Annotated in this window: 20 protein-coding genes; 10 read left to right on the forward strand and 10 right to left on the reverse strand. The window is 62.2% G+C overall.

Features of this window, described 5'->3' with window-relative positions; genetic code table 11:
• Nucleotides 1–97 precede the first annotated feature (97 nt).
• Complete coding sequence (locus tag EXN22_RS10840) at nucleotides 98–2335, forward strand: TonB-dependent siderophore receptor (protein ID WP_233281699.1); 2238 nt, start codon at nucleotides 98–100, stop codon at nucleotides 2333–2335.
• Nucleotides 2336–2376: 41 nt separating this feature from the next.
• On the opposite strand, the gene EXN22_RS10845 is transcribed toward EXN22_RS10840, so the two are convergent.
• A complete protein-coding gene (locus EXN22_RS10845; protein ID WP_130264043.1) occupies nucleotides 2377–3693 on the reverse strand; it encodes a substrate-binding domain-containing protein in 1317 nt (438 codons plus the stop codon).
• A gap of 273 nt (nucleotides 3694–3966) precedes the next feature.
• Nucleotides 3967–4779, reverse strand: a complete 813-nt coding sequence (xthA, locus tag EXN22_RS10850; RefSeq protein ID WP_130264044.1) for an exodeoxyribonuclease III — start codon at nucleotides 4777–4779, stop codon at nucleotides 3967–3969.
• A 163-nt stretch (nucleotides 4780–4942) separates the two neighbouring features.
• Between xthA and EXN22_RS10855 the strand changes: the two genes are divergently transcribed.
• From EXN22_RS10855 to EXN22_RS10865, 3 genes are all read left to right on the forward strand, one after another.
• Nucleotides 4943–5593, forward strand: coding sequence for a GNAT family N-acetyltransferase (locus EXN22_RS10855; RefSeq protein WP_130264045.1), 651 nt, complete (start codon nucleotides 4943–4945; stop codon nucleotides 5591–5593).
• A 66-nt stretch (nucleotides 5594–5659) separates the two neighbouring features.
• Entirely contained in the window at nucleotides 5660–7402 is a 1743-nt protein-coding gene (locus EXN22_RS10860) for an autotransporter assembly complex protein TamA (protein ID WP_130264046.1), read from the forward strand.
• Entirely contained in the window at nucleotides 7399–11073 is a 3675-nt protein-coding gene (locus EXN22_RS10865) for a translocation/assembly module TamB domain-containing protein (protein ID WP_130264047.1), read from the forward strand. Before EXN22_RS10860 ends, EXN22_RS10865 begins: the two co-directional genes overlap by 4 nt.
• 8 nt (nucleotides 11074–11081) lie before the next feature.
• On the opposite strand, the gene EXN22_RS10870 is transcribed toward EXN22_RS10865, so the two are convergent.
• The 4 genes from EXN22_RS10870 to EXN22_RS10885 form a co-directional block, all read right to left on the reverse strand.
• Nucleotides 11082–11615 carry a DUF2589 domain-containing protein gene (locus tag EXN22_RS10870; RefSeq protein ID WP_233281726.1) on the reverse strand — a complete coding sequence of 178 codons (534 nt, stop codon included), beginning with the start codon at nucleotides 11613–11615 and terminating at the stop codon, nucleotides 11082–11084.
• Nucleotides 11616–11717: 102 nt separating this feature from the next.
• Nucleotides 11718–12323 (reverse strand): DUF2589 domain-containing protein, encoded by a 606-nt coding sequence (locus tag EXN22_RS10875; protein ID WP_130264049.1) that lies wholly within the window; start codon nucleotides 12321–12323, stop codon nucleotides 11718–11720.
• 76 nt (nucleotides 12324–12399) lie between these two features.
• Nucleotides 12400–12780, reverse strand: a complete 381-nt coding sequence (locus tag EXN22_RS10880) for a Mor transcription activator family protein (RefSeq protein ID WP_130264050.1) — start codon at nucleotides 12778–12780, stop codon at nucleotides 12400–12402.
• Between the two features lie 300 nt (nucleotides 12781–13080).
• Nucleotides 13081–13545, reverse strand: a complete 465-nt coding sequence (locus EXN22_RS10885) for a hypothetical protein (RefSeq protein ID WP_130264051.1) — start codon at nucleotides 13543–13545, stop codon at nucleotides 13081–13083.
• Between the two features lie 159 nt (nucleotides 13546–13704).
• Here EXN22_RS10885 and EXN22_RS10890 point away from each other — a divergent pair, with 159 nt between their 5' ends.
• Nucleotides 13705–13893, forward strand: coding sequence for a hypothetical protein (locus EXN22_RS10890; protein ID WP_093384931.1), 189 nt, complete (start codon nucleotides 13705–13707; stop codon nucleotides 13891–13893).
• Between the two features lie 37 nt (nucleotides 13894–13930).
• On the opposite strand, the gene EXN22_RS10895 is transcribed toward EXN22_RS10890, so the two are convergent.
• On the reverse strand, nucleotides 13931–14317 hold the full coding sequence (locus tag EXN22_RS10895) for a fe2+ zn2+ uptake regulation protein (RefSeq protein WP_165392199.1): 387 nt from the start codon (nucleotides 14315–14317) through the stop codon (nucleotides 13931–13933).
• A 221-nt stretch (nucleotides 14318–14538) separates the two neighbouring features.
• On the opposite strand from EXN22_RS10895, the gene pvdQ reads away from it, so the two are divergent.
• The gene (pvdQ, locus tag EXN22_RS10900) at nucleotides 14539–16863 is read left to right on the forward strand and encodes a bifunctional acylase PvdQ (protein WP_407691949.1); all 2325 of its coding nucleotides are present in this window, start codon (nucleotides 14539–14541) and stop codon (nucleotides 16861–16863) included.
• A gap of 114 nt (nucleotides 16864–16977) precedes the next feature.
• Here the strand turns inward: pvdQ and trhP are convergent, their stop codons facing one another.
• Nucleotides 16978–18297, reverse strand: a complete 1320-nt coding sequence (gene trhP / locus EXN22_RS10905) for a prephenate-dependent tRNA uridine(34) hydroxylase TrhP (RefSeq protein WP_130264053.1) — start codon at nucleotides 18295–18297, stop codon at nucleotides 16978–16980.
• Between the two features lie 122 nt (nucleotides 18298–18419).
• Here trhP and EXN22_RS10910 point away from each other — a divergent pair, with 122 nt between their 5' ends.
• Entirely contained in the window at nucleotides 18420–19484 is a 1065-nt protein-coding gene (locus EXN22_RS10910) for an AI-2E family transporter (protein WP_130264054.1), read from the forward strand.
• On the opposite strand, the gene EXN22_RS10915 is transcribed toward EXN22_RS10910, so the two are convergent.
• On the reverse strand, nucleotides 19481–21538 hold the full coding sequence (locus tag EXN22_RS10915) for a TonB-dependent receptor family protein (RefSeq protein WP_130264055.1): 2058 nt from the start codon (nucleotides 21536–21538) through the stop codon (nucleotides 19481–19483). The two genes, EXN22_RS10910 and EXN22_RS10915, sit on opposite strands and share 4 nt — an antisense overlap.
• Before the next feature lie 206 nt (nucleotides 21539–21744).
• On the opposite strand from EXN22_RS10915, the gene EXN22_RS10920 reads away from it, so the two are divergent.
• The 3 genes from EXN22_RS10920 to EXN22_RS10930 are packed head-to-tail and all read left to right on the forward strand — an operon-like array spanning nucleotide 21745 to nucleotide 22741.
• On the forward strand, nucleotides 21745–21999 hold the full coding sequence (locus EXN22_RS10920; RefSeq protein WP_130264056.1) for a helix-turn-helix domain-containing protein: 255 nt from the start codon (nucleotides 21745–21747) through the stop codon (nucleotides 21997–21999).
• 33 nt (nucleotides 22000–22032) lie between these two features.
• The gene (locus EXN22_RS10925; protein ID WP_130264057.1) at nucleotides 22033–22401 is read left to right on the forward strand and encodes a head completion/stabilization protein; all 369 of its coding nucleotides are present in this window, start codon (nucleotides 22033–22035) and stop codon (nucleotides 22399–22401) included.
• Nucleotides 22394–22741, forward strand: a complete 348-nt coding sequence (locus EXN22_RS10930; RefSeq protein WP_130264058.1) for a putative holin — start codon at nucleotides 22394–22396, stop codon at nucleotides 22739–22741. The genes EXN22_RS10925 and EXN22_RS10930 overlap by 8 nt, the downstream gene beginning before the upstream one ends.
• On the opposite strand, the gene EXN22_RS10935 is transcribed toward EXN22_RS10930, so the two are convergent.
• Nucleotides 22742–23146 carry a helix-turn-helix domain-containing protein gene (locus tag EXN22_RS10935; protein WP_130264059.1) on the reverse strand — a complete coding sequence of 135 codons (405 nt, stop codon included), beginning with the start codon at nucleotides 23144–23146 and terminating at the stop codon, nucleotides 22742–22744.
• Nucleotides 23147–23320 lie beyond the last annotated feature (174 nt).

Raw genomic sequence — 23320 nt, forward strand, 5'->3', positions numbered from 1 at the left:
CACCCTTCGCCGCAGCCATTCATCGTTGCGGCGCATAAAAACAACAACAGTCGTGATTGGCCAATCACAACAGATTGACCATCGAAGGGGTTTGCAAGTGCACCAACACACAGCGTTCAAGTCAGGGGTGATGGCAGGGGAAGCCGTTACCTTGAAGCTGCAGCGTCATCCGTTGGCCGTGGCAGTGCTGGGCGTTAGCCTGATGCTGCCGGCTAGCGCGCTGCTGGCCGAAGAGCAAGGCAAGGGAACGCTGGAACTGGGAGCAACGGCCATCAATGACTCCTCATTGGGCGAAACCACCGAAGGCAGCGGCTCGTACACCACTGGGGCGACCCGCACCGCGACCAAGCTGACCCTGTCGCCGCGGCAAACCCCGCAGTCGGTCAGTGTCATCACCCGTCAGCAGATGGACGACCAGGGCCTGACCAACATCAGCGATGTGCTGGGCAAGACCCCGGGCATCACCGTCACCAAGCTCGACAGCAGCCGCGCCGCGTTCAAGGCCCGCGGTTTTGACATCGACAACTTCCAGATCGATGGCATTCCGGCCGCGTTTCGGTTCGGCAACAGCATCGACCAGACCGACATGGTCATCTTCGACCGTGTTGAAGTACTGCGCGGCGCCACCGGCTTGCTCAGTGGTTTCGGCAGCCCGTCGGCAACCGTCAACCTGGTGCGCAAGCGCCCGACCAAGGAGCTGTCGGGTTACATCTCGGCCGGTGTCGGCAGTTGGGACACCTACCGCAGCGAGTTCGACATCGGCGGTTCGCTGACCCCGTCGGGCAATGTGCGCGGGCGCTTCGTCACCGCCTATGAAGACGGCCAGTCGTTCATGGATCACCTGCAAGAGAACAAGCAGGTGTTCTACGGCATTGTCGAAGCCGACCTCACCGACAGCACCTTGCTCAGCGTCGGCCTCAGCCGCCAGAGCAACCGCCCGGACGGCTCATCCTGGGGTGCGTCGACGCCGCTGGTGGACAGCAACGGCAACAAATTCAGCTTTTCCCGCTCGTTCAACCCCGGCACCAAATGGAGCCAGTGGGACAACACTGCCGACAACGCATTTGTGACCCTGGAACAGCGCCTGGCCAACGATTGGTCGGTGAAGGCGTCGGTCAGCCGCAGTGAGTCGGACTCACCGATCACCCTGGGCTCGGCGGCCAGTGGCAACCCCAACCCGGTGGATGGCAGCGGCATGTCGATCTGGCGCGGGCGCTACCGCTACCAGACCAGCCAGAATGCCTACGACCTGTACGCCAATGGCCCGTTCCAGCTGTTGGGCCGCGAGCATGAATTGGTGGCCGGGCTGTCGCACCGCGATATCCGCTCCCATGAAAGCAACTGGCCGTTCTTCTTCGACAGTGTGCCAACCGTCAATGGCTGGAGTGGTGACTTCCCCGAGCCGGACTGGGGGCGCCCGATCAGCAAGGCCGATACCGACCTCAAGGAAACCGCGGCCTACCTGACCGGGCGTTTCAAGCCCACTGACGACCTGGCGGTGATCGTCGGCAGCCGGGTGTCGAACTGGAAACTCGACAGCTCATCGCTCAATGTTGCCAGCGGCCAGCGCAGCAAAACCCAGGACCTGCAGGAAACCGGCGTAGTAGTGCCCTATGCCGGGGTGGTCTATGACCTTAACGACAACTACTCGGTCTATGCCAGCTACACCAGCATCTTCAAACCGCATGAAAGCGAGCAGGATGCAAACGGCAAAATGATCGAGCCGGAGGAGGGCGATGCCTACGAGCTGGGCCTCAAGGGTGAATTCTTTGACGGGCGCCTGAACGCAAGCCTTGCGGTGTTCGAGGTCAAACAGAACAACCTGCCAGAAGATGTCGGCTTTAATCCGGTCACCAACAAGACCGTGTACCGCGCAGTGCAAGGTGCCAAGAGCAAAGGCTTCGAGCTTGAGGTGGCCGGTGAGCTGACGCCCGGCTGGCAGGTGCAGGGTGGCTTTACCCATCGCGTGACCCGTGATGGCGAGGGTGACAAGATTTCCACCGTCGAGCCGGAGAACCTGCTGCGCCTATCGACCAACTACCGCCTGCCGGGCCAGTTCAACAAGCTGACCATCGGTGGCTCGGCCAACTGGCAGAGCAAGGTCTGGAAAGACGTGTGGAACCCGGCTAGCAACAGCAGCGATTTTCGTTACACCCAGTCCAGCTATTGGGTGCTCGATGCCATGGCCAAGTACCAGGTCAGCGAACAACTGTCGGTTACCCTCAATGGCAACAACCTCACCGACAAGAAGTACTTCAGCAACCTGGGCTTCTATGAAGGCGGTTACTACGGTGACCCGCGCAACTTCATGCTGACCACCCGTTACGACTTCTGACCGCCTTGCGCTCCTGCCCTGAATGGGGCAGGGGCGTGCCTTCAATAGACCCACACCTCGACCCGACGGTTGCGGATCCTGCCTTCTTCAGCGGTATTGGCTGCCACCGGCAGTTCATCGCCCAGGCCGATAATTTCGCGCAATTCGACGCCGCTACGGGCCAGTTCCCGGCGCACCGCCATGGCACGCAGGCGCGAGAGCAGGGCTGCGCGCTGCGGGTCATCCTTGGCATCGCCGAACCCCACCAGAACCACGTTGCCGACCAGCTTGTGCTTCGCCTGCAGGTAGCGAACGACCCGCTGCACATCACGCAGGGCCTTGTTGTCGAGGCTGGCGTTACCTTCCTGGAAACGGAAGTTGACCGACAGGCGCCGGGCATCGCTGGCAAGCTTCAGGTAGCGCTGGGGCATATCGCGGCGCAGCTGAACCTTGACACTTTGCAGCTCTTGGCCGACGAAGCCGCTGCGGGTAACGATGGCCTGGCCCTGGGGGCTCTGGACGAACTCGACCAAGGCACGGGCCAGCGGGTTGGCCTGGCCGGGCGGCAGATAGAAGAACAGCCGGCGCGACAACGGATAATCTTCGCTGGCCACCAGGGCCGGTGTCGGCAGCATGGCCTGGGACTCACCATCGGCAATCGCCACGACCTTGGCGCCATGCACTGTGGCCAGGCTGCTGAAACCGATGGCCTGACGATCGCCGAGCACGCTGCTTGCCAGTTGTTCGGCCGATTCGAAGCGCCGGGCGTTGTCGGCCAGGGCGTGCTGTGCCGGGTCGAGGACCAGGGCCTTGAAGGTTTCAAAGGTGCCGGAGCGGTCATCGCGGGCGTACAGGTTGATGGGCCCGTTAGCGATACCCAGTTGTTCCCAACGGTTGATCTGCCCGGAAAAAACCTGCGCAAGCTCGGTGGTGGTCAGTTGAGGTAGCAGGTTGTCGGGATGGACGATCACCGCGATACCATCCAGGGCAATGATCTGCTCGGCGGCGGCACTGTTGAGGTCGCCCAGGGTTTGCAGCTCGCTCAGCTCCGAGGTCTTTATCGGCCGCGACGAAGCCGCCAGCTCCGCCTGGCCGGACTTGAGTGCGGTGAAACCGGTACTGGAGCCGTGGGCGGCGATATCGATGCGCAACGGCTGGCCGTTGGCGTCCTGTGCACGGACCTGGTGTTCGTTGGCGGCATCGGTGCTCAGGATGCTAATGGCGCTGGCGCCTTGTTGTTCGAGCAGACCTGCGACCAGCGCCGGTGCCAATGCGGCACCGATGGTGTTGGAACCCTGGATACGCAATTGCGCCTGCGGGTCAGCGGCGCCTAGCAGCGGGAATAGGCAAAGCAAGAGCAGGGAGAGGTGGCGCAACATGCCGTCTGGCACTCATGGGCAAAGGGTGTGCCGGGAGATTAAGACCAGAGCGTGACCAAAAGATGACATTGGAATGCAGCTCTGTGGGAGATTCCATGCTTCATGGAAAGTCTTCAACACAGATCCCTTGTGGGAGCGGGGTTGACCCGCGATTGAGCGCGAAGCGGTCGTAATCTGGTCAGCACCTAATGTATTGCTTGTACTGGCCTCTTCGCGGGGCAAGCCCGCTCCCACCCATGGCCTGTGAGAGCGGCGTTGTCAGCCTTGGTGCAGTCAGCCCAGTTCAAGCCAGATCGGCGCATGGTCCGAGGGCTTTTCCATCCCGCGCAGGTCGTAGTCGACCCCGGCGTCCTTGATCCGTGGCAGCAGCCCCTGGGAGGCCATGATCAGGTCGATGCGCAGGCCGCGCTTGGGCTCGTCCTCAAAGCCGCGGCTGCGGTAGTCGAACCAGCTGAAGCGGTCGGCGACTTCCGGGTGCAGATGGCGGAAACTGTCGACCAGGCCCCAGCTCTTCAGGCGTTCCATCCACTCGCGCTCTTCGGGCAGGAAGCTGCATTTACCGGTCTTCAACCAGCGCTTGGCGTTGTCGGCACCAATACCGATGTCGCAATCTTGTGGCGAGATATTGACATCGCCCATCACCAGCAACGGCTGGTCGTTCTTGAACTGGTTTTCCAGCAGCGCTTGCAGATCGCTGTAAAAGCGTTGCTTGGCCGGAAATTTGGTCGGGTGATCACGGCTTTCGCCTTGGGGGAAGTAACCGTTCATGATGGTGATCGGCGTGCCATCGGCATCGGCGAAGGTGCCCCAGATGAACCGGCGCTGGGCGTCTTCCTCGTCGCTGCCAAAGCCCTTGTGCAGGCTCAGCGGTGCCTGGCGCGAGAGCAGGGCGACACCATAGTGGCCTTTCTGCCCATGAAAGTGCACGTGGTAGCCCAGGGCCTGGACTTCGGCGAGCGGGAACTGCTCGTCGCTGACCTTGGTTTCCTGCAGGCCGATGACATCGGGCTGGTGCTTTTCGATCAACGCCGCCAACTGGTGGGGCCGGGCTCGCAGGCCATTGATGTTGAACGAGACGATCTTCATGGCAAGCACAATCCTGGTAAAACCCAGGATGCTAGCCGACATTGGCGGTGTCGGCCAGCGTGGCGAGCCACTCGATAGGTTGCTAACCTGTGGCACGAGGTGAACGTTGGCACCCCGAACACCTCAAAGGCAATGAATGCCCATTTTCCGGAGGTTTGCCAGCATGCCCGAATCGACTGCCGCGCCGGCGCAAGTGCGCCTGCTCGATGGCGGCTACAGCCGCGAAGCGCGCTCGTTGCTGTATCACGCCTATCGCCACGAACCCACCTTCGCATTTCTGTTCGAAGCCCAGCGCCCGGGGTTCGACCAGCGCATTCGCGCCACCGTGCGCGAGTTGGTCAAGCAGCATTTTTTCCAGGAACTGCCAGCCATTGGCCTGCTGGTTGAGGACCGGCTGATCGGCATTGCCCTGATTGCCCCGCCGCAGCGGCGCCTGGGCATCACCGAAAGCTGGGCCTGGCGTATGCGTATGGTACTCAGCACCGGGTTTCGGTGTACTCGCCGCTACCTGGATTACCAGGCCGCACTGATGGCCTGCCTGCCCAGTGATGCGGTGCATGTGCTGCCGCTGCTGGGGATTCACCCGCAGTTTCAGGGCAAGCACTACGGCGAACAATTGTTACAGGCAGTGCACGACTGGTGCGCTGTGGATGAGCACTCCCAGGGGGTGGTGCTGGACACCGGCAACGAACACTACCTGGCGTTTTATCAGCGTCAGGGCTACGAGGAAATTGGTGAGATTGCCGTAGGACCAGTCCGTGAGCACGTGTTCTTTCACCCGAATCCGCAGTCGTCCCGGCAGGCTCGGGCCTGAATTGCGCAACAGTGAGGAAAACCTTGGGCTCCATGCTGCCACCAAGCTCTGGTAGCATCCGCGCCTATGACGTATTCAGGACGATTCACCTGCGGTTTGATTCTATGGGTTGCCAGCATCGGCGCGTATGCGCAAAGCGAGCTGGTGGTTCGGGTCAAACCTGCCAATAACGAACTCAAGGCCAATGTCGAAGGCTATATCGGCAGCCTTGGTAAACGCGATGAAGAGGCGCTGCTGCGCTTCAGTCGCGGTGCTGTCGAGCAGGCGCGCAAAGCCTCCCAGGCCCTGGGCTATTACCAGGCGCAGATCGACAGCGAGGTCAAGCCGCCGGCCAAGGCGGACAAGGGCCCGCAACTGGTGTTGCGCATCGAGCCCGGCGAGCCGGTGCACCTGCGTGATGTGACCATCCGCATCGATGGCCCGGCCAGCGAACTCAAAGCCTTCCGCATTCCCGACAGCAAGGCGCTGCGCACAGGCGCGGTGCTCAACCATGGTCATTACGAGGACGCCAAGCGGCTGATCCAGAACCAGGCCTCGCGCTACGGCTTTTTCAGCGGCCACTTCGTCCGCCAGCGCCTGGCGGTCGATCCCCAGGCTGGGGTCGCCGACATCGAGCTGGTCTACCAAAGCGGCCCGCGTTACCGACTGGGCAAGGTCAGCTTCGCTGGCGATACGCCGCTCGATGACGATCTGCTGCAGCGCATGGTGCCGTTCAAGGCCGATACCCCCTACGATTCCGAGCTGATCGCCGAGCTCAACAACGCCCTGCAGTCCAGCGGCTACTTCGAAGGCGTGCGGGTCGATGCGGCGCCTACCGCCGCTGTCGAGCAAAGCATTCCGGTGGCCGTTCAGCTCGATACCCGCAAGCCACGGACCATGGGCCTGGGCCTGGGTTTTTCGACCGACGTCGGGCCACGTGGCAAGGCCAACTGGACGCGCCACTGGGTCAACCCGCAAGGCCACAGTTATGGCTGGGAGACCGAGCTGTCGGCGCCGCGGCAGAACGTCGGCCTGTGGTACGACATCCCCCTGGACCCGCCACTGACCGACAAACTGCGTTTTGCCGGTGGCTACCAGAACGAAGAAATTGCCGGCACCGACACCTTGAGCAAACTGCTCACCGTTGGCCCTGAATGGCACAGCAAGCTGCCCAGCGGCTGGCAGCGGGTGATTTCGCTCAAATACCAGCGTGAAGAATACAAGCTTGGGGACGACTCAGGCCTGAGCAACCTGCTGATGCCGGGTATCAGCTATTCCTACCTGCGCAGCGACAACCGCATCGACCCGCACAACGGCTACCGTTTGCAGTTCGATGTGCAGGCGGCCAAGGAAGGACTGGTCTCCGACACCAACCTGCTGCATGCCAATGTGTTGCTCAAGGGCCTGACCACCCTGGGCCAGAACCATCGCTTGCTCGGCCGCGTGCAGTTCGGCGGCAGCGCCACCAACAGTTACAAGAGTTCGGTGCCGCCCTCGCTGCGCTTCTTTGCCGGTGGCGACCAGAGCGTGCGCGGATACGATTACCAGACCCTGTCGCCAAAGAACTCCGACGGCGATCGCATAGGCGGCCGTTACCTGGTGGCCGGCAGCGCTGAGTACCAGTATTCGGTCACCGAAAAATGGCGGCTGGCGACCTTCATCGACCAGGGCAACTCATTCAACAATCTGGAGTTTCCCAGCCTCAAGACCGGTGTCGGTATTGGTGTGCGCTGGGTGTCTCCAGTCGGGCCGCTGCGTCTGGATCTGGCCCGCGCGCTGGATGACGACGGCGGTTTGCGTCTGCACTTCTCCATGGGGCCGGAACTGTGAGTCGGGTTAGCAAAATCATCATCGCCGGGCTGCTGGCCGTACTCGTACTGGCATTGCTGGCCGTGGGCCTGATGCTCGGTACCCAGGCCGGCAGCCGTTGGGCGCTGGGGCTGGTGCCGGGGCTGCAGGTGGACAACTTCCAGGGGCGCCTGGCCGGGCGCTGGCAAGCCGAACGCGTGCTCTGGGAGCAGGGCGGCGACCGGGTCGAGCTGGTGGCGCCGGTACTGGCCTGGTCGCCGGCCTGCCTGCTGCGCATGACCTTGTGCATCGAACAGTTGCACGTCGATCAGGTCAACCTGGCTTTTGCTCCTGGCGAACCCAAGCCCGACAGCGGGCCGTTGCAACTGCCGGAGCTCAAATTACCGGTGGCTATCGAACTGGGTGAGGTACGCGTGGGTCTGCTGCGTCTGGACGGCAGCGAGCAGTTGAGCCAGTTGCAACTGTCGGCTCATTGGACCCCGGGCGGCTTGCAGATCGACAGTCTGCAACTGCAACGCGATGGCCTCAAGCTGACCCTGCAGGGCTTGCTCAAGCCCGAAGCCGACTGGCCGTTGCAGGCCCAGGGCCAATTGCAGTTGCCCAGTGTCGACGGGCAACCCTGGCAACTGGCATTGCAGGTGGATGGCGAGCTGCAGAAAACCCTCAAAATCAAGGCGGATAGCAGCGGCTACCTGCAAGCGCGGCTGAGCGGCGAGGTGCAAGCCCTGGCCGACCATCTGCCAGCGCAACTGCAGATCAGCAGCGAGTCGTTCAAACCCTTGGCCGAACTCCCCGACACCCTGCAATTTGACAAGCTGCAGCTGAGTGCCAAGGGCAACCTGAAAAGCGGCTATCAACTGCTTGGCTCGGCCAGCCTGCCGGCCGAACAGGGGCCGGTGGCGCTTAACCTGCAGGGCCGGGTCGACGCCAAGGGCGCCGAGCTCAGTGCCCTGGATCTTATTGCCAGCGCCGAGCAAGCACTCAAGCTCAAGGCCAAGGTTGACTGGCAGCAAGGCTTGAGCGCTCAAGCCAGCATCGACTGGCTGGACTTCCCCTGGCTGCGCCTGTATCCAATGCAACCGGCACCGGACGTTGCCTTGCGCCGCTTCACGGGCCAAGTGCAGTACCGTGATGGCAACTATCAAGGTGAGTTCAACGGTGAGCTGGATGGCCCGGCCGGTGCCTTCAGCCTTGCCAGTCCGTTCAAGGGTGATCTGCAGCAGGTCAGCCTGGCGCAACTTCAATTGACCGCAGGCCAAGGCAAGGCCGCCGGCAGTGTCGCTGTGCAGTTTGCCGATGGCGTAGCCTGGGATGCAGCGCTGGAGCTGTCGGCGCTGAACCCGGCGTACTGGCTGGCCGAATTGCCCGGCACCCTGGCCGGCCCGTTGCGCAGCAAGGGTGAAATGAAAAACGCAGAATTGCGCCTGGATGCCGACCTTGACCTCAAGGGCCGCCTGCGTGGCCAGCCCGCGGTGCTTAAAGCAGTGGCGCAAGGGGCAGGGCAGCAATGGACCTTGGGCACCCTGGATATCCGCCTGGGCGATAACCACATCAATGGCAGCGGCAGCTTGCAACAGCGCCTGGCCGGGCAGATCGACATCAACCTGCCGCGCCTGGGCCAGCTCTGGCCGCAGTTGCAAGGCCAGGTCAAGGGCCGCCTGGAGGTCGCCGGTACCTTGCAGGCCCCCCAGGGCAGTTTCATCTTGCAGGGCCAGCAACTGGCCCAGGCTGACAACCGCGTGCAGCGCCTGAGCCTGGATGCACGCCTGGACAAGGCGCAACGCGCGGTCATCGATCTTGAGGCTGGCAGCATTCGTCTGGGCGATACCAACCTGGGGATGCTCACCGCCAAGGGCGCAGGTGATATTCGCCAGCAAACACTGCAACTGGCCCTGGACGGGCCACAAATGAAGCTTGACCTGGGCCTGGATGGGCAACTGGACAAGGGCAATTGGCGCGGTCGCCTGGCCAGCGGCGAAATCCAGGCCGGTGGCCAGGATTGGCGCCTGCAGGCACCGGCCAAACTGCAACGTCTGGCCAGCGGTCAGGTAGATTTTGGCGCCCATTGCTGGCGTTCCGGCCCGGCCAGCCTGTGTGGCGAAGACCAGCGCCTGGCGCCCGAGCCGCGCCTGCGCTATCACCTCAAGCAGTTCCCGCTGCAAAGCCTGGCGCAGTGGCTGCCCAAGGATTTTGCCTGGCAGGGGCTGCTCAACGCCGACATCAATCTTGATGTGCCGGCCAGCGGCCCCAAGGGCACCCTCCTTGTCGATGCCAGTGGCGGCACCTTGCGTGTGCGCGAAAAAGAGCAGTGGCTGGACTTCCCTTATCAAACCCTGCGCCTGCAAAGTACCCTGGGGCCCAGGCGCATCGACACCCGCCTGGATTTCCAGGGCGGCAAGCTCGGCGAGTTGGCGGTGAATACCCGGCTCGATCCGTTGGCAAAAAACAAGCCGCTGAGCGGTGACTTCCGCCTCAGCGGCCTGGACCTGGCCATCGCCCGTCCCTTCGCCCCGATGGTCGAACACCTCAATGGCCAGCTCAACGGCAGCGGGCGTTTGTCCGGCACCTTGATGGCGCCTCAGGTCAATGGCAGCCTGAACCTTGTGCAGGGTGAAATCAGCGGCGCGGAACTGCCGATCAGCCTTGAGGACCTGCAACTGCAAGCGTTGATCGCCGGTGAACAGGTGCAGCTCAACGGCAGTTGGAAAAGCGGCGAGAGCGGTCAAGGGAGCTTGAGTGGGCAGGTGGGTTGGGGTCAGGCCCTGGCGGTCAATCTGGCGCTGCAAGGCCAGCGCCTGCCGGTCAACGTCGAACCCTATGCAGCCCTCGAAGTCGCCCCGGACCTTACGATCAGTCTGGTAGATGACAAGCTTGCGGTAACCGGCAAGGTGCTGGTTCCCAAGGGCAAGATCACCGTACGTGAGTTGCCGCCCTCGACAGTGAAGGTTTCCGATGACACGGTGATCCTCGGCCAGCAGACCGAGGAGGGCAAGCCAGCGATGGCCATGGCCATGGACATCGACGTCCAGGTTGGCCAGGAGAAACTCTCGTTCAGCGGCTTTGGCCTGACCGCCAACCTGCTTGGCCACGTGCACATCGGCGACAACCTCGATACCCGCGGTGAACTGAGCCTGGCCGACGGTCGCTACCGCGCCTACGGCCAGCGCCTGACCATTCGCCGTGCGCGCCTGTTGTTCGCCGGTCCCATCGACCAGCCCTACCTGGACATCGAGGCGATTCGTAAAACCGATGACGTGATTGCCGGTATCCGCTTGAGCGGCAGCGCCGAGCAACCGACTACCCAGGTGTTCTCGGAGCCGGCCATGAGTCAGGAGCAGGCCCTGTCTTACCTGGTGCTCGGACGCCCCTTGGGAACCACGGGCGAGGACAACAACATGCTCGCTGAAGCGGCGTTGGGCCTCGGCCTTGCCGGCAGTGCCGGCATTACCGGCAGCCTGGCGTCGAGCCTGGGCATCGATGACTTTCAGTTGGACACCCAGGGCAGTGGCAACACCACCGCCGTGGTCGCCAGTGGCAACCTGACCGAGCGCCTGAGCCTGCGTTACGGTGTCGGGGTGTTCGAGCCGGCCAACACCATCGCCTTGCGCTACAAGCTCAGCAAGAAGGTCTACCTGGAGGCGGCCAGCGGCCTGGCCAGCTCCCTGGATATCTTCTACAAGCGTGATTTCTAAGGGCGGTGTCAGCGTACGGTGGCAGCTTCGATGAACTCGTTGTTGTCGTCCGTGGGCTGGGGGGGGGGAGGCAGGCGTTGCGGGCTGATCAGGTTGGTGTATTCCTCAATCAGGCGGTTCAGTGCCTCGGGCGGCTCACAGGCCTGGAACTGCATGCGGATCTGTACTTCGTCAGGGTCACGGGCCGCGTCGCCTTGACGTTTGGCCTGGCTGCCGACCGTCACGTAAAAGCGCTCGCGCGGCAGGTCTGCATTGCCTTCGCCGGTCTCGGTGTTCTGGATTCTCACTGACAGGTCGACCTGCATGCGTTCGAGCGCCAGCCCTCGGGGCGAAACCAGGGCAATCAGCGGAATCTGCATTTTGTGCTGATCGTCCATGCCGACCTCGACCATCTTGGCCTTCATCGGTGTGCCCAGTGCGTCCGGGTCGTAGTCGAAAAACTGGTCGAAGAGCTGGATGTATTGCTGGGCGATCAGGTTGTTGGTGGCGGCAGCCGCTTCTTGCAGCCCGCGGGTGATGTCGCAGAGGTCACTGGCGATGATCGGCGCATTGTTCGGGGCGCTAGCGTCCAAGTGTATGTACTCCTGGAGTATGTGGCTGGAGCCCCTCCACGGGAAGGGGCCGGTGGTCATGGGCCCTTGCGCTTACTCTTGCACTCGGCTGCCCGAGGTGTTGCCGCTGCCGATGTTGGCAGTGACCGGTTTGGTCGCCGCGTTGGTCAGTGCATCGATAACACGCATTAGCGCCTCCGGAGGATCCTGGCGCCGTATCTTGGTGTTGAAGGCGTAGCGGGCGCGGGTGTCGGTCTTGCGGGTTTGGGTCGACTTGTGACTGACCTCGCCTTTCAGTTCCATCTTGAACCTGCCGAAGCCGAAGGAGGCCGCAGTGCTTGCGCTGCCGGCGGTTTCGCGACTGGACTCGGCCTGCTGGGTGATGGTCACTTCGAACTCGACGCTGCCTTCCTCAATGGCAATGTTGGGGTGGGCAATCGCCGCCATCAGCGGAATGCGCATCTGCTTGGTGACGGTGCCTTTGGACTCACCGTTCTCATCCGTGATGCTTTCGTCGTAGCTGAACTCGACAGCGACGGCCTTGCCGTTCTCGACACAAACGCCCATGAGAAAGTCGGCATAGGATTGGCTCGCCGCCACCTGGGCCTGAACCATTGCCTGCAAGGGACCGGCAATCATCCGGTCCAGTGGCAGGGCGTTCATGACCGATCCGATCAGATCCTTATCAATTGTTGGCATGGGTGATTTCCTTATCGAGGGTGCACAGTGGTTGTGCGGGTTGGGGGTTGCTGGTGAAGACTGCGGTGGCTATGGCTCAGCGTGCATCGGCCTCCTGGCGGCGGATGTTGCCGATCTGGCGCAAACTCAGGCCGTATTTATTGGCCAGCATGCTGCGTGACAGGCCATTGGCGCTTTCGCGCTGGATTTGTTGATTGCGCAACTGGCGCAAAAAATGGTCGACCTTGGGGATTTCCAGGGCCATGCCGGCGAAGCGCTTGATCAGCGCATCCAGCGCCGGGGCGGGCAGAATCTGCGCCAGGGCGGTTCGTTCGCGATGCTTGGGGATGTACTTGGGACGCCCGCCATAGGCGCAGGTCAGGTTGTAGGCGTTTTCGATGCCCAGGCACTCGATCAGCATCTGCAGGGAATGGGGCAGTTGCTCGATATCTATTTGCTTGAGGTCGCTCAGTTCCATGATGACTTCCTTGTAGGCGATAGGTTGGCACGCAGATGCTTGAGCATCCGTGCCAAGCGGCTCAAGCCATTCCAGGCAGCATCAACACCGCGTTGCGCCTGTCTGGCTTGAGCTGGATTTTCGGCCAGCGGGTAGAACGGAGGCTAGGCAGCAAGTAGGGCGGGAAAGGTGGGCTTTGCGCATGCAGCTTGTAGGCTCTTGGGGAGCCTTAGGTGGGAATGGAGCACTGCTTAAGGCGTAAGGCCTTGATTATCGGGGCTTGTCCAAAAACAAACCCCAGTCTGGTTGGGCAACCCATGCTCAATCGCAGGGGCGGGCCAGCAGGAGGCTGACCTGCTGCAGGTGGCCAGCGGGTCGGTTGATTGCCTGTGTGGGAAAGCTGCGCCAGTCGACCCATACGCAAACAGCGCTGAGCTCGCCTGTTGCGGCCTTGCCTATGACTCTGGGGTGAAAGTCGCGGCGATAGCGTACCTGGGTCTGTTTCAGTGGCCCGGCCTCGTCAGCGTTAGTCAGGGTCTGTGCAACCAGCGCCGGGATTTGCGCCTGGGGTACTGTAAAATGGACGGTTTGCGCTCCGCTGCCCAAGTGGCCGGCATGCCGGGTGCGCTGCCACAATTGTTGCCACTGGCTGTTGCTTGCATTGTCGGCCAGTTCAGTGCCCAGGCTCTTGAGCACGCTGGAGGGCACGTTTTCGGTAGGCAAGGCGTGGGCCTTGAGGAGGGGACCCAGGAGTATCAGGCAGCCCAGCAGGGTGCGCATGAACATGGTTGTCTTCCGTTCGTCTGGGCATCAGCCCGGGACACCATGTTGGCCAGGCCCAGGTGTCGACAGAAGCGGGAAATTGTCCGCTGGCTGGTACATGACGATGTATCATGCGCACGGCCCGCGTCGGGCCTCTTCGCCGATGTCGCAAGGAACTACCCAATGACTCAAGGTCAACGCCTGAAATATTCCATCCTGATCTCCCTGCTGGTGCTGGGGATCATGCTCGGTTTGTCGTACCTGCAAAAGCAAGGGACGATCAGTGAGCAGGTGTTCCAGTACATCGCCATCGCCGTGGCGGTCGTTGTGGTGGTGGTCAATGGCATCATGCGGCGCAAGGTCAAGCCCTGAGGCCGCAAGCGCGGCCGGCTGATGGCCGGCCGGGCGCTCAACGCGAAATAGCTTGCTCCAGCACCGTACGGGCCTGGGGGTTGAGGCTGTAGCACTTGTCGCTGCCCAGGATGATTACGCCTTCGGCGCACAAGCGCTTGAGCACTTCGCGAACGCTGAGAAACGACAGCGGAATATCGAGCTGTTCGAGTTGGCTGTGCACCCCGCGTACGCCAATGCTGCGCCCGTTGCGATCGGCCACGTGCAAGGCATCGATGACCTTCAGGCGGATCAGGCTGGTGCGCAAGCCAAAAGCCCTGAGCAGTTCGCGGATGTGTTCGTTGCCAGCGCGCTCATACTCGCCGGTCGTGGTTTTCTCAGTCACTGGTTGGCTGTTACAGTGCCCAGTTCCAGCTATTGCCGCTGACTGTTGCTGGTTGTACATGTGAATGCTCCATTTCGTGGCCGATCCGTGGCCTGTCCAGGTAAGCAAAAGTGTTTGCCTACACCTATAAGACGAATGAGCGCGGCAAAACTGCAGTACCCGACAAAAAAAATCTGCAGGTTTACCTTCTAAAGACGTACTAGCGGGGCCGATCCGGTAAATTTTTCCAATGAATTTCGTTTAGTCAGGATGATCTTTTCCCTGATGAAGCCGGAGTTCGCGTGATCAAGCCTCATTCCTTTGCAAGCCTCTTTGTGGCCGGCTTGCTCGCCGGGCTCAGCCTTCCAGCCCTGGCGCGGGTAGCGGTAGGCGATGCGTCTGCCGAGATCCGTCGTACCAGCTTCGGGGTTCCGCACATCCTGGCGCGGGACGAGCAGGGGCTGGGTTACGGCATCGGCTACGCCTATGCGCAGGACAACCTCTGCCTGCTGGCCAATGAAGTGGTCACCGTCAATGGCGAGCGTTCACGCTACTTCGGCCCCGCGCAGCGAACCTTCGAGCAGCGCGAGAACCTGCCCAGTGATGTGTTTTTCAACTGGCTGAACCCACCCACCGCGGTGTTCGGCTTCTGGCAGGCGCAGCCACCGGCGATGCGCGCACGCCTTGAAGGCTACGCCAAGGGCTACAACCGTGCGCTGGCTGAGTTCAAGGCGCAGGGGCAGGGGCCGCAATGCCTGCAGGCGCAGTGGCTGCGCCCGATCACCACACTGGATTTGGTCAAGCTGACACGCAGGCTGCTGGTCGAAGGCGGCGTTGGCCAGTTTGCCGAGGCGTTGGCCGGGGCCACCCCGCCCCATGTCGCCGCCCAATTGCGCCCGGATCTTGGCGCCGCCCAGACGCGTCAGGATCAGTTTGCCGTGGAGCGCGGCAGCAACGCCGTGGCTGTCGGCAGCGAGCGTTCATTCAATGGTCGCGGCATGCTCCTGGCCAATCCGCACTTCCCCTGGGCCGGTGGCATGCGTTTTTATCAGATGCAACTGACCTTGCCGGGCACTCTTGATGTGATGGGTGCGGCGTTGCCCGGGCTGCCGTTGATCAATATCGGTTTCAATCGGCACCTGGCCTGGACCCACACCGTCGACACTTCCAAGCACTTCACCCTGTATCGGCTCGAGCTGGACCCCAAGGATCCGACCCGTTACCTGCTCGACGGCAAGTCGTTGCCACTGACTCGCCAGCGCCTGAGTGTGACGCTCAAGGGTGACGACGGTCAGCTCAAGACGCTGAGCCACGATGCCTACAGTTCGGTATTCGGCCCGATCGTGCAATGGCCAGGGCGCCTGGACTGGGATAGCCGACATGCTTTCAGCCTGCGTGACGCCAACCTGGAAAACACCCGGGTGCTGGAGCAGTGGGACAGCATGAATCGCGCCGATAGCCTCAAAGGCCTGCAAGCCACGGTGCAGCGCTTGCAGGGCATTCCCTGGGTCAACACCCTGGCGGTAGATGCCAAGGGGCGGGCGCTGTACCTGAACCAGTCGGTGGTACCCTACGTCGATGCCGCCTTGCTCGCTCAGTGCAGCGATCCTGCTGCGGATCAGGAGATGATTGTGCTCGACGGCTCGCGCAGTGCCTGTCACTGGAAGACCGACCCACGTGCCGCGCAGGCTGGCATTTTTCCGGCGCAATTGCTGCCGAGCCTGAGCCGCACTGATTTTGTCCAGCACTCCAACGATTCGGCCTGGATGGTCAACCCGGCCGCGCCACTGCGTGGTTACTCCGTGCTGGTCAGCCGTGAGGATCAACCCTTGGGCCCGCGTAGCCGCTTTGCCTTGCAACGCCTGGCGAGCCTGAACGAGAAGGGCAGGATCAGCCCGGCCGACCTGCAGCAGATGGTCATGGATAACCAGGTCTACGTCGCCGAGCTGGTCATGCCCGACCTGCTCACGTGGTGTGCAGGACAGGGGGGCGATAGCCAGCTCACTGCACTGTGTGCCAGTCTCAAGGCCTGGGACCTTCGCGCCAACCTCGACAGCGGCATTGGCCTTGTGCACTTTGAGAACATCATGACGGCATTGCAGGCGCGTCAGGATGTCTGGCGGGTCGGATTCGATGCCAAGGACCCGCAGCACACCCCGCGCGGGCTTGCCATTGATCAGCCGAAAGTCGCTGGCGCCTTGCGCGAAGCGGCCCTGGCGTCAGTGGCCGAAGTAGCCAGGACAGGCGATGGCGCAGGGCTGCACTGGGGGCAGATCCAGCAGGCTGCTGACGGTACGCCGATCCACGGTGGGCCGGCCAGCCTCGGGGTGTACAACGCGATCCAGAGTGTGCCGGTCGCACCGGGCAAACGCCTGGTGGTCAGCGGCACCAGTTACCTGCAAGTAGTAACCTTCGATGACCAGGGGCCGCATGCCTTGGGCATGTTGGCGTTTTCCGAGTCCAGCGAAGCGGGTTCGGCCCATGCTGGCGATCAGACCCGGGCATTCTCGGCCAAGCAGTGGCAGGTGATACCGTTCACCGAGGCGCAAATCAAGGCCGATCCGCAGTATCGTCTGCAGGTGATTCGCGAGGCTGAGGGGGCGACCGTAGCCAGGTCCGTCCCTTAATCTGAAGGGCTGCACTGGCTTCATCGCGGGGCAAGGCTCGCTCCCACAGGGGTATCCCTGGCCCATCGATGAAGGCAGAGTGGGGCCTTTGTGGGAGCGGGCTTGCCCCGCGATTCACGGTGCCAAATCCCTGAGCAGCAAGCCGAAGGTCAAATCGACCTGCTCAGGGATGGGCAGGTACACCGTGTGCCCATCCCCAGGTGCCACCTCGATCTCCCTGCCCTGGCGATCACGCAACTGATGCAGGTCGAAGTGGTAGTTGCCCTTGGGCGTCATCAGCTCCAGGTGGTCACCCACGGCAAAGCGGTTTTTCACCTGCACTTGCGCCAGGCCGTTGACCCGCTCACCGCTGAGCTCGCCAACGAACTGCTGACGCTCGGACACTGAATTGCCACGTTGATAGTTCTGGTATTCATCGTGCACATGCCGACGCAAAAAGCCTTCGGTGTAGCCGCGCTGGGCTAGCGATTCGAGGTTGAGCATCAGGTTGCGGTCGAATGCGCGCCCGGCTGCGGCATCGTCGATGGCCTGGCGATAGACCTGGGCGGTGCGGGCGCAGTAGAAGTGCGACTTGGTCCGGCCTTCGATCTTCAGCGAGTGCACGCCCATGCGCGACAGCCGCTCGACGTGCTGCACCGCACGCAGGTCCTTGGCGTTCATGATGTAGGTGCCGTGCTCGTCTTCGAAGGCCGGCATGTCTTCATCGGGACGGTTGCTTTCCTGCAACACGAAAACCTGCTCGGTCGGCGCGCCGAGGCCCAGGGTCGGTTGCACCTCGCGGACGATTTCCCCAGTGACGTTCTCGCGGGCCGCAGTGGCCTTGTACTGCCAGCGGCAGGCATTGGTGCAACTGCCCTGGTTGGCATCGCGGCGGTTGAGGTAGCCCGAGAGCAGGCAGCGGCCGGAGTAGGCCATGCACAGGGCGCCGTGGACGAACACTTCCAGCTCCATCTGCGGTACCTGCTGGCGGATCTCCTCGATCTCCTCCAGCGACAGCTCGCGCGACAGGATCACCCGGGTCAAACCCTGGCTGCGCCAGAATTCGACGCTGGCCCAGTTCACCGTGTTGGCCTGCACCGAAAGGTGGATCGGCATCTGCGCGAAGTGCTGGCGCACCAGCATGATCAGACCGGGGTCGGACATGATCAGTGCATCCGGGGCCATCTCGATCACGGGCGCCAGGTCCTTGAGGAAGGTCTTGAGCTTGGCGTTGTGCGGGGCAATGTTGACCACCACATAGAAACGCTTGCCCTGGGCCTGTGCTTCCTTGATGCCCAGCGCCAGGTTGGCGTGATCGAATTCATTGTTGCGCACGCGCAAGCTGTAGCGCGGTTGCCCGGCATAGACGGCGTCGGCGCCGTAGGCGAAGGCATAGCGCATGTTTTTCAGCGAGCCGGCGGGGGCGAGCAGTTCGGGTTTGGCGAAATGGGTCATGATCAGGCTGCGGCAAAAGGCGCGGATGCTACCCCGGTTGCGCTCGACAGCTATTGATCTGCATCAACGGCACTTTTGCCACTGCCCGGCGCACTAACGAATACAACACACTAGGAGCGCACATGAACGAAACCGTCATGCAACACAAGGCGCTGCTGCTGTTGCTGGTGCTGGTCACCCTCGCCTTTATCTGGATCTTGCTGCCGTTCTACGGCGCGGTGTTCTGGGCGGTGATCCTTGCGATCGTCTTTGCCCCGTTGCAACGACGCCTGCTGGCCCGCCTGGGCTGGCGGCGCAACCTGGCCGCGGGGCTGACCCTGTTGATCTGCCTGGTGATCGCGATTTTGCCGGTGATCATCATCAGTACCCTGTTGGTGCAAGAGGGTGCTGCGCTGTACAAGAACATCGAGAGCGGCGAGCTGGACCTGGCGGCTTACATCGAACGGTTCAAGAATATCCTCCCGGCCTTCGCCCAGAATGTACTCGAGCGCATGGGCATGGGCGACCTTGCGGGCCTGCGCGACAAGATCACCAAGGGCGCCCTGCAGGGCAGCCAGTTCTTCGCCACCCAGGCTTTCAGCTTTGGCCAGGGCACCTTCGATTTTCTGGTGAGCTTCGGCATCATGCTCTACCTGCTGTTTTTCTTTTTGCGTGACGGTGCCGAGCTTGCGCGCAAGATCCGCACGGCAGTGCCGCTGGCCGAGCAGCAGAAGCGTCGCCTGCAACTGAAGTTCAACCGCGTGGTGCGCGCCACGGTCAAGGGCAACCTGCTGGTGGCGGTGACCCAGGGTGCCCTGGGCGGGGTCATCTTCTGGATTCTGGACATCCCCAGCGCCCTGGTCTGGGCCGTGCTGATGGCCTTCCTGTCGCTGCTGCCAGCGGTGGGGGCGGGGATCGTCTGGGCGCCGGTGGCGGTGTACTTCGTCGCCACCGGCGCCTTCTGGAAAGGCGTAGTGCTGGCTGTCTTCGGCGTGTTCGTGATCGGCCTGGTGGACAACGTACTGCGGCCGATCCTGGTCGGCAAGGACACCAAGATGCCCGACTACCTGATCCTGGTCTCGACCCTGGGCGGCCTTGCGGTGTTCGGTCTGAACGGCTTCGTCATCGGGCCGTTGATCGCCGCGCTGTTCATGTCCAGCTGGGCGATCTTCGTCTCGACCAAGCCGCAGGTGCAGTTGCCCAGTTAGCGGAAGCTGTACGACACGCCGGTATACACAGCCAATCCTTCACCGGGAGTCGAGCGGGCAATGTCTGCCCCCTTGTCGTCATAGCCAGGCGTGACGGTGGCGGCATAGCGCTGGTTGGTCAGGTTACGCAGCTCCAGCCAGGCCTGCCAGTCCTGTTTCGGCGCGTTGTAGCCCAGGGTGGCGCCGACAATGGCATAGGCGTCGGCCGGGTAGCTGTTGGCGTAGTCGACCTGGACCTTGGAGGCCATCTGCGTGTTGATCCCGGCATACAGGCCACTGGGCAGGTCGAAGCGCAGTTCGGCCTGGTAGTAGTGCATGGGGATGCCCGGCAGGCGGTTGCTGCCAAAGTGATCGTCGTCGCGGTAGTGGAAGTCGCTGAAGGTGTAGGCCTGGCGCAGGCTCAGCTTGCCGACTGCGGCGCGTTCCCAGAGCAGGCTGTCGAGGCCGGCTTCGACGCCCTGGTGGACGGTGGGGCTGGCGTTGTATTCCTTGGCGGGCAGGCCCTGCACGATCTCCACCGCCAACAGCTCATGGCGCACTTGTGAGTAATACCAGGCCAGGTCCCAGCGCCCGATTGTCGAATCGCCGCGGGCTCCCAGTTCCAGGGTGGTGGCGGTCTGATTCTGCATTTCGATAGGCTGGGTGGTGCTGGTCGAGCTCCAGATCAGCGACCACGGGTGTGGCGGCTCTACCGAACGGCTCAGGTTGCCATAGACCTGCAACTGCGGGTTGATGTCGTAGCGCAGACCCAGGCGCGGGGCGTAGTCCCAGTCATGCTGGCTGACCTTGCCGCCGTTGTCGGGATAGGTCACTGCGCTTTCGCGACGGGTGTAGATCATCGCCAGGCCGCTGGTCAGCCACAGGTCGGGGATCAGCTCCAGGTCGTTGCCCATATGCAGGACAGTGTCCGAGCCCTGGTAAGTGAAATCACGGGTTTTCGCGCCGAATACCCCATTCACCCGCGTGTATTGCGAAGCTCCGCTGTTAGGCAAGTGCTTGGTGGTGCGCCAGCCGACGGTGGTTTTGCTCTCGTGCCCGAACAGGGTGTGGCGGCGCTGATAATTCAGGGTGCCGCTGACGTCGCTGTAGGCGACCTTCAGGCGCATCGGGCCTTCGCGCAGGTCCATCGGATAGTCGTGATAGACAAGGCCGGCTTCCAGTTGCGAATCGTCATCGAGGTAGAAGGTGGTCTTGTTTCCCAGCCAGGTACTGCCTGGTTGCGGGCGGCTGTCATCGCGGCTCAGGTAGGCCGGGTTGGCCGCACGCGGATCGTGCTTGATCTGCGCCTTGGTCAAGCGCCCGGCCAGGTCGTTCTCGGTTTCCCGGTAGCGCAGGTAGAAACGGGTTTCCAGATTGGGATTGAAACGGTAGCCGACGTTGGCGGCGATGCCCTTGCTGCTGCCGCTGCTGTGATCCTGGTAGCCGTCGTACTCCGAGTCGGTCAGCGCCAGGTAGTAGTCCAGGTCGCCCAGGACCTGGCCGGAACTGATCTGGCGCTTGGCATAGCCACGGCTGCCCAGCTCGTAGCGCAGTTGCAACGGTGCTGCGTCGCGGCCGGTGTGGGTGACATAGTCGATAGCGCCGCCCAGGGCCAACGAGCCCTTGTCGAAACCGTTGGCGCCGCGCAGCACCTCGGCGCGGCTCAGCCATAGCGGCTCGAACAGTTCATAGGGGGTGCCGCCCGGGCCGGTCAACGGCAGGCCGTCGAACATTGTGTAGACACCCGAGCCATGGGCGCCGGGCGCCCGGTTGATCCCCGAGCCACGGATCGACAGCTTGATGCCATCGTTGCCGGCCGACTGGGCGAACACCCCCGGCTGGTAGGCGAGCACATCCTGGTTGCTGGCGACCCGACCTTGCTCCACCCGCTGCATGTCGATCAGGTTGCTGGCGCCGGGCACCTGCAGCAGGCGCTGGCGAGCGTCCTGCAGTTCACTGTGCTCCTGTTCCTGGATCAGCACCTGGCCGAGTTCGATGCTGTCGTTGGCATAGCTGGAGGTGCTGCAGGCGACCAACAAGGCCAGGTAGGTACGAGGGGGCAGGGGACAACGCATCGGGGCTCCGAGTCAAGGCGCAAAGGGCTATTGGCATGTCAGACGTCCGAACGGGCGAACAGAGCACGCGGCGTTGTTCTGCGCGGTTTTGTAGGCTAGCAGGGGACAAATGCCGCAGCTCGCATGGGCCGTCGTGCTCTTCGTATGGTGGACCTCTTTCCTTCCCGACCCGGGTTTCCCCGGGTTTGTCCCTGCGGAGACTGACCATGCTTTCACATTTGCCAGTAACACCGAGTAACGCCGACGCTTACGCCCCCCCCATCTACCTGACCGCCCGGGAGGAGCAAGTCTTGCTCTGGTGTGCCTATGGCAAGACGTCATGGGAAATTGGCCGGATTCTTCAATGCACGGAGTCGACCGTGAACTTCCACATCGGCAACATCCTGCGCAAGTTTGCGGTGAACACCCGCGTCGGCGCCGTGATCAAGGCCCTGCGATACGGCATGTTGCGTCACCAGTAATGGCGGTGTAACGCACAGTTTGAGGAGCACGTCATGCATGACGAAGTCTGTTCGATGGTCGGTGATGAGGTATTGATTCATCACGATCCGTTCTGGCCCAAGGTTGAGGTCAAGGTCTTGCGCGAGCGCCTGCGCCTGGCACCGGCAACCAGCGATGCGCGGCTCAGGGTGGCCGCCCACAGTGCAATGATCCAGGTGGCCAGGGAGTTTGCCCAATGGCGCTGGCAACTGCGTGAGCGGGGGTACAAGCAACTGGCCGACCTGCGCGAGGGCGACGGTGGTTCATTGAATGTCTGCTATCTGCACGCGGTGGTCGAGCACACGCGCAAGGCGCTGCAGGCCTATCACCAGAGCATTGACCTTGAAGTGCCTGGCGGGCCTGGCGAGGTGGAGAATGAGTGAAGCAACCAGTGCCAACCTCTCCAGCACCTTCGTCGGCCTGGGCCTGGCATTCTCCGTGCCGGTAGTGGATGGCGATGCCCTTTTCGGTGCACTGCTGGGCGCCTGGCTGGTAGTCAGTACCCGCGGGCTATTGAAAGCCTGGCAGCGTATCGGCTCGCTGCTCCTGTCCGCCGGCGTCGGCTATCTGTTCACACCGTTGGTGCTGCTGACGGCGCCCTTTCTGTCGAACGGTGTCGCGGCGTTCTTCGGTTCGGTCGTGGTGATACCGATTTGCATCAAGGTGATGATCTGGCTGGATTCTGCCGACCTGAAAGACATCCTGCAGCGGCTGCGAGGCTGATCATGGCTTTTGAACTGCAGGGACGAGCAGGCTGCACAACTGCTCCAGTTTGTTTTCCAGCACGCGCAGCCGCTGCTTTTCCTCAATCATCAGCGCAATGAATTGCACGTCAGCGGCGCTCAGGGCGCGTAATTGCGCCAGCACCTGCGTCTCCTGCTCCTGAGTGGGCCGCCCTGCTGCAGGGGTGCGCTGTTGCGGGCCTTCGCCCAGCAGGAGCCAGTCCAGGCAAATGCCTGAACGGGCGGCAATGTCTACGCAAATCGCGTAAGGGATGCTGTTGCGTCCTTTCCAGCTACTGAGGGTTTGCGGGCTGACCCCCAGTGCCTGTGACAGTCCGGAGTCCGTGCTCGAAGCGGTGATGAGTTTGAGTCGGCTCAAGACAGCAGCAAAATCCCGGTTACTCATTTTGTATATCCGAAAGGCCTGTTGATAAGATTATCCGTAATAAAATACTCAAATTGAGTAATCTCGTTCTGTAACATTCAACGTCACTTCAAAGGAACTACGTCAACGATGAAAAGAAAACATGAAGCGAAGGTAAAATCCTACTTCGCTCTATTAGAGAGCTTACAGCAGATT

The organism is Pseudomonas tructae, assembly GCF_004214895.1.
GTDB lineage: Bacteria > Pseudomonadota > Gammaproteobacteria > Pseudomonadales > Pseudomonadaceae > Aquipseudomonas > Aquipseudomonas tructae.

Bases quoted from the DNA above. Each gene is read 5' to 3' on its own strand.
- EXN22_RS10855 (WP_130264045.1), top strand. From the start codon at position 4,943: ATGCCCGAATCGACTGCCGCGCCGGCGCAAGTGCGCCTGCTCGATGGC.
- EXN22_RS10925 (WP_130264057.1), top strand. From the start codon at position 22,033: ATGCATGACGAAGTCTGTTCGATGGTCGGTGATGAGGTATTGATTCAT.
- EXN22_RS10845 (WP_130264043.1), bottom strand. From the start codon at position 3,693: ATGTTGCGCCACCTCTCCCTGCTCTTGCTTTGCCTATTCCCGCTGCTA.
- EXN22_RS10930 (WP_130264058.1), top strand. From the start codon at position 22,394: ATGAGTGAAGCAACCAGTGCCAACCTCTCCAGCACCTTCGTCGGCCTG.
- EXN22_RS10935 (WP_130264059.1), bottom strand. From the start codon at position 23,146: ATGAGTAACCGGGATTTTGCTGCTGTCTTGAGCCGACTCAAACTCATC.
- EXN22_RS10895 (WP_165392199.1), bottom strand. From the start codon at position 14,317: ATGTACAACCAGCAACAGTCAGCGGCAATAGCTGGAACTGGGCACTGT.
- EXN22_RS10915 (WP_130264055.1), bottom strand. From the start codon at position 21,538: ATGCGTTGTCCCCTGCCCCCTCGTACCTACCTGGCCTTGTTGGTCGCC.
- xthA (WP_130264044.1), bottom strand. From the start codon at position 4,779: ATGAAGATCGTCTCGTTCAACATCAATGGCCTGCGAGCCCGGCCCCAC.
- trhP (WP_130264053.1), bottom strand. From the start codon at position 18,297: ATGACCCATTTCGCCAAACCCGAACTGCTCGCCCCCGCCGGCTCGCTG.
- EXN22_RS10920 (WP_130264056.1), top strand. From the start codon at position 21,745: ATGCTTTCACATTTGCCAGTAACACCGAGTAACGCCGACGCTTACGCC.
- EXN22_RS10875 (WP_130264049.1), bottom strand. From the start codon at position 12,323: ATGCCAACAATTGATAAGGATCTGATCGGATCGGTCATGAACGCCCTG.
- EXN22_RS10890 (WP_093384931.1), top strand. From the start codon at position 13,705: ATGACTCAAGGTCAACGCCTGAAATATTCCATCCTGATCTCCCTGCTG.
- EXN22_RS10910 (WP_130264054.1), top strand. From the start codon at position 18,420: ATGAACGAAACCGTCATGCAACACAAGGCGCTGCTGCTGTTGCTGGTG.
- EXN22_RS10885 (WP_130264051.1), bottom strand. From the start codon at position 13,545: ATGTTCATGCGCACCCTGCTGGGCTGCCTGATACTCCTGGGTCCCCTC.
- EXN22_RS10880 (WP_130264050.1), bottom strand. From the start codon at position 12,780: ATGGAACTGAGCGACCTCAAGCAAATAGATATCGAGCAACTGCCCCAT.
- EXN22_RS10860 (WP_130264046.1), top strand. From the start codon at position 5,660: ATGACGTATTCAGGACGATTCACCTGCGGTTTGATTCTATGGGTTGCC.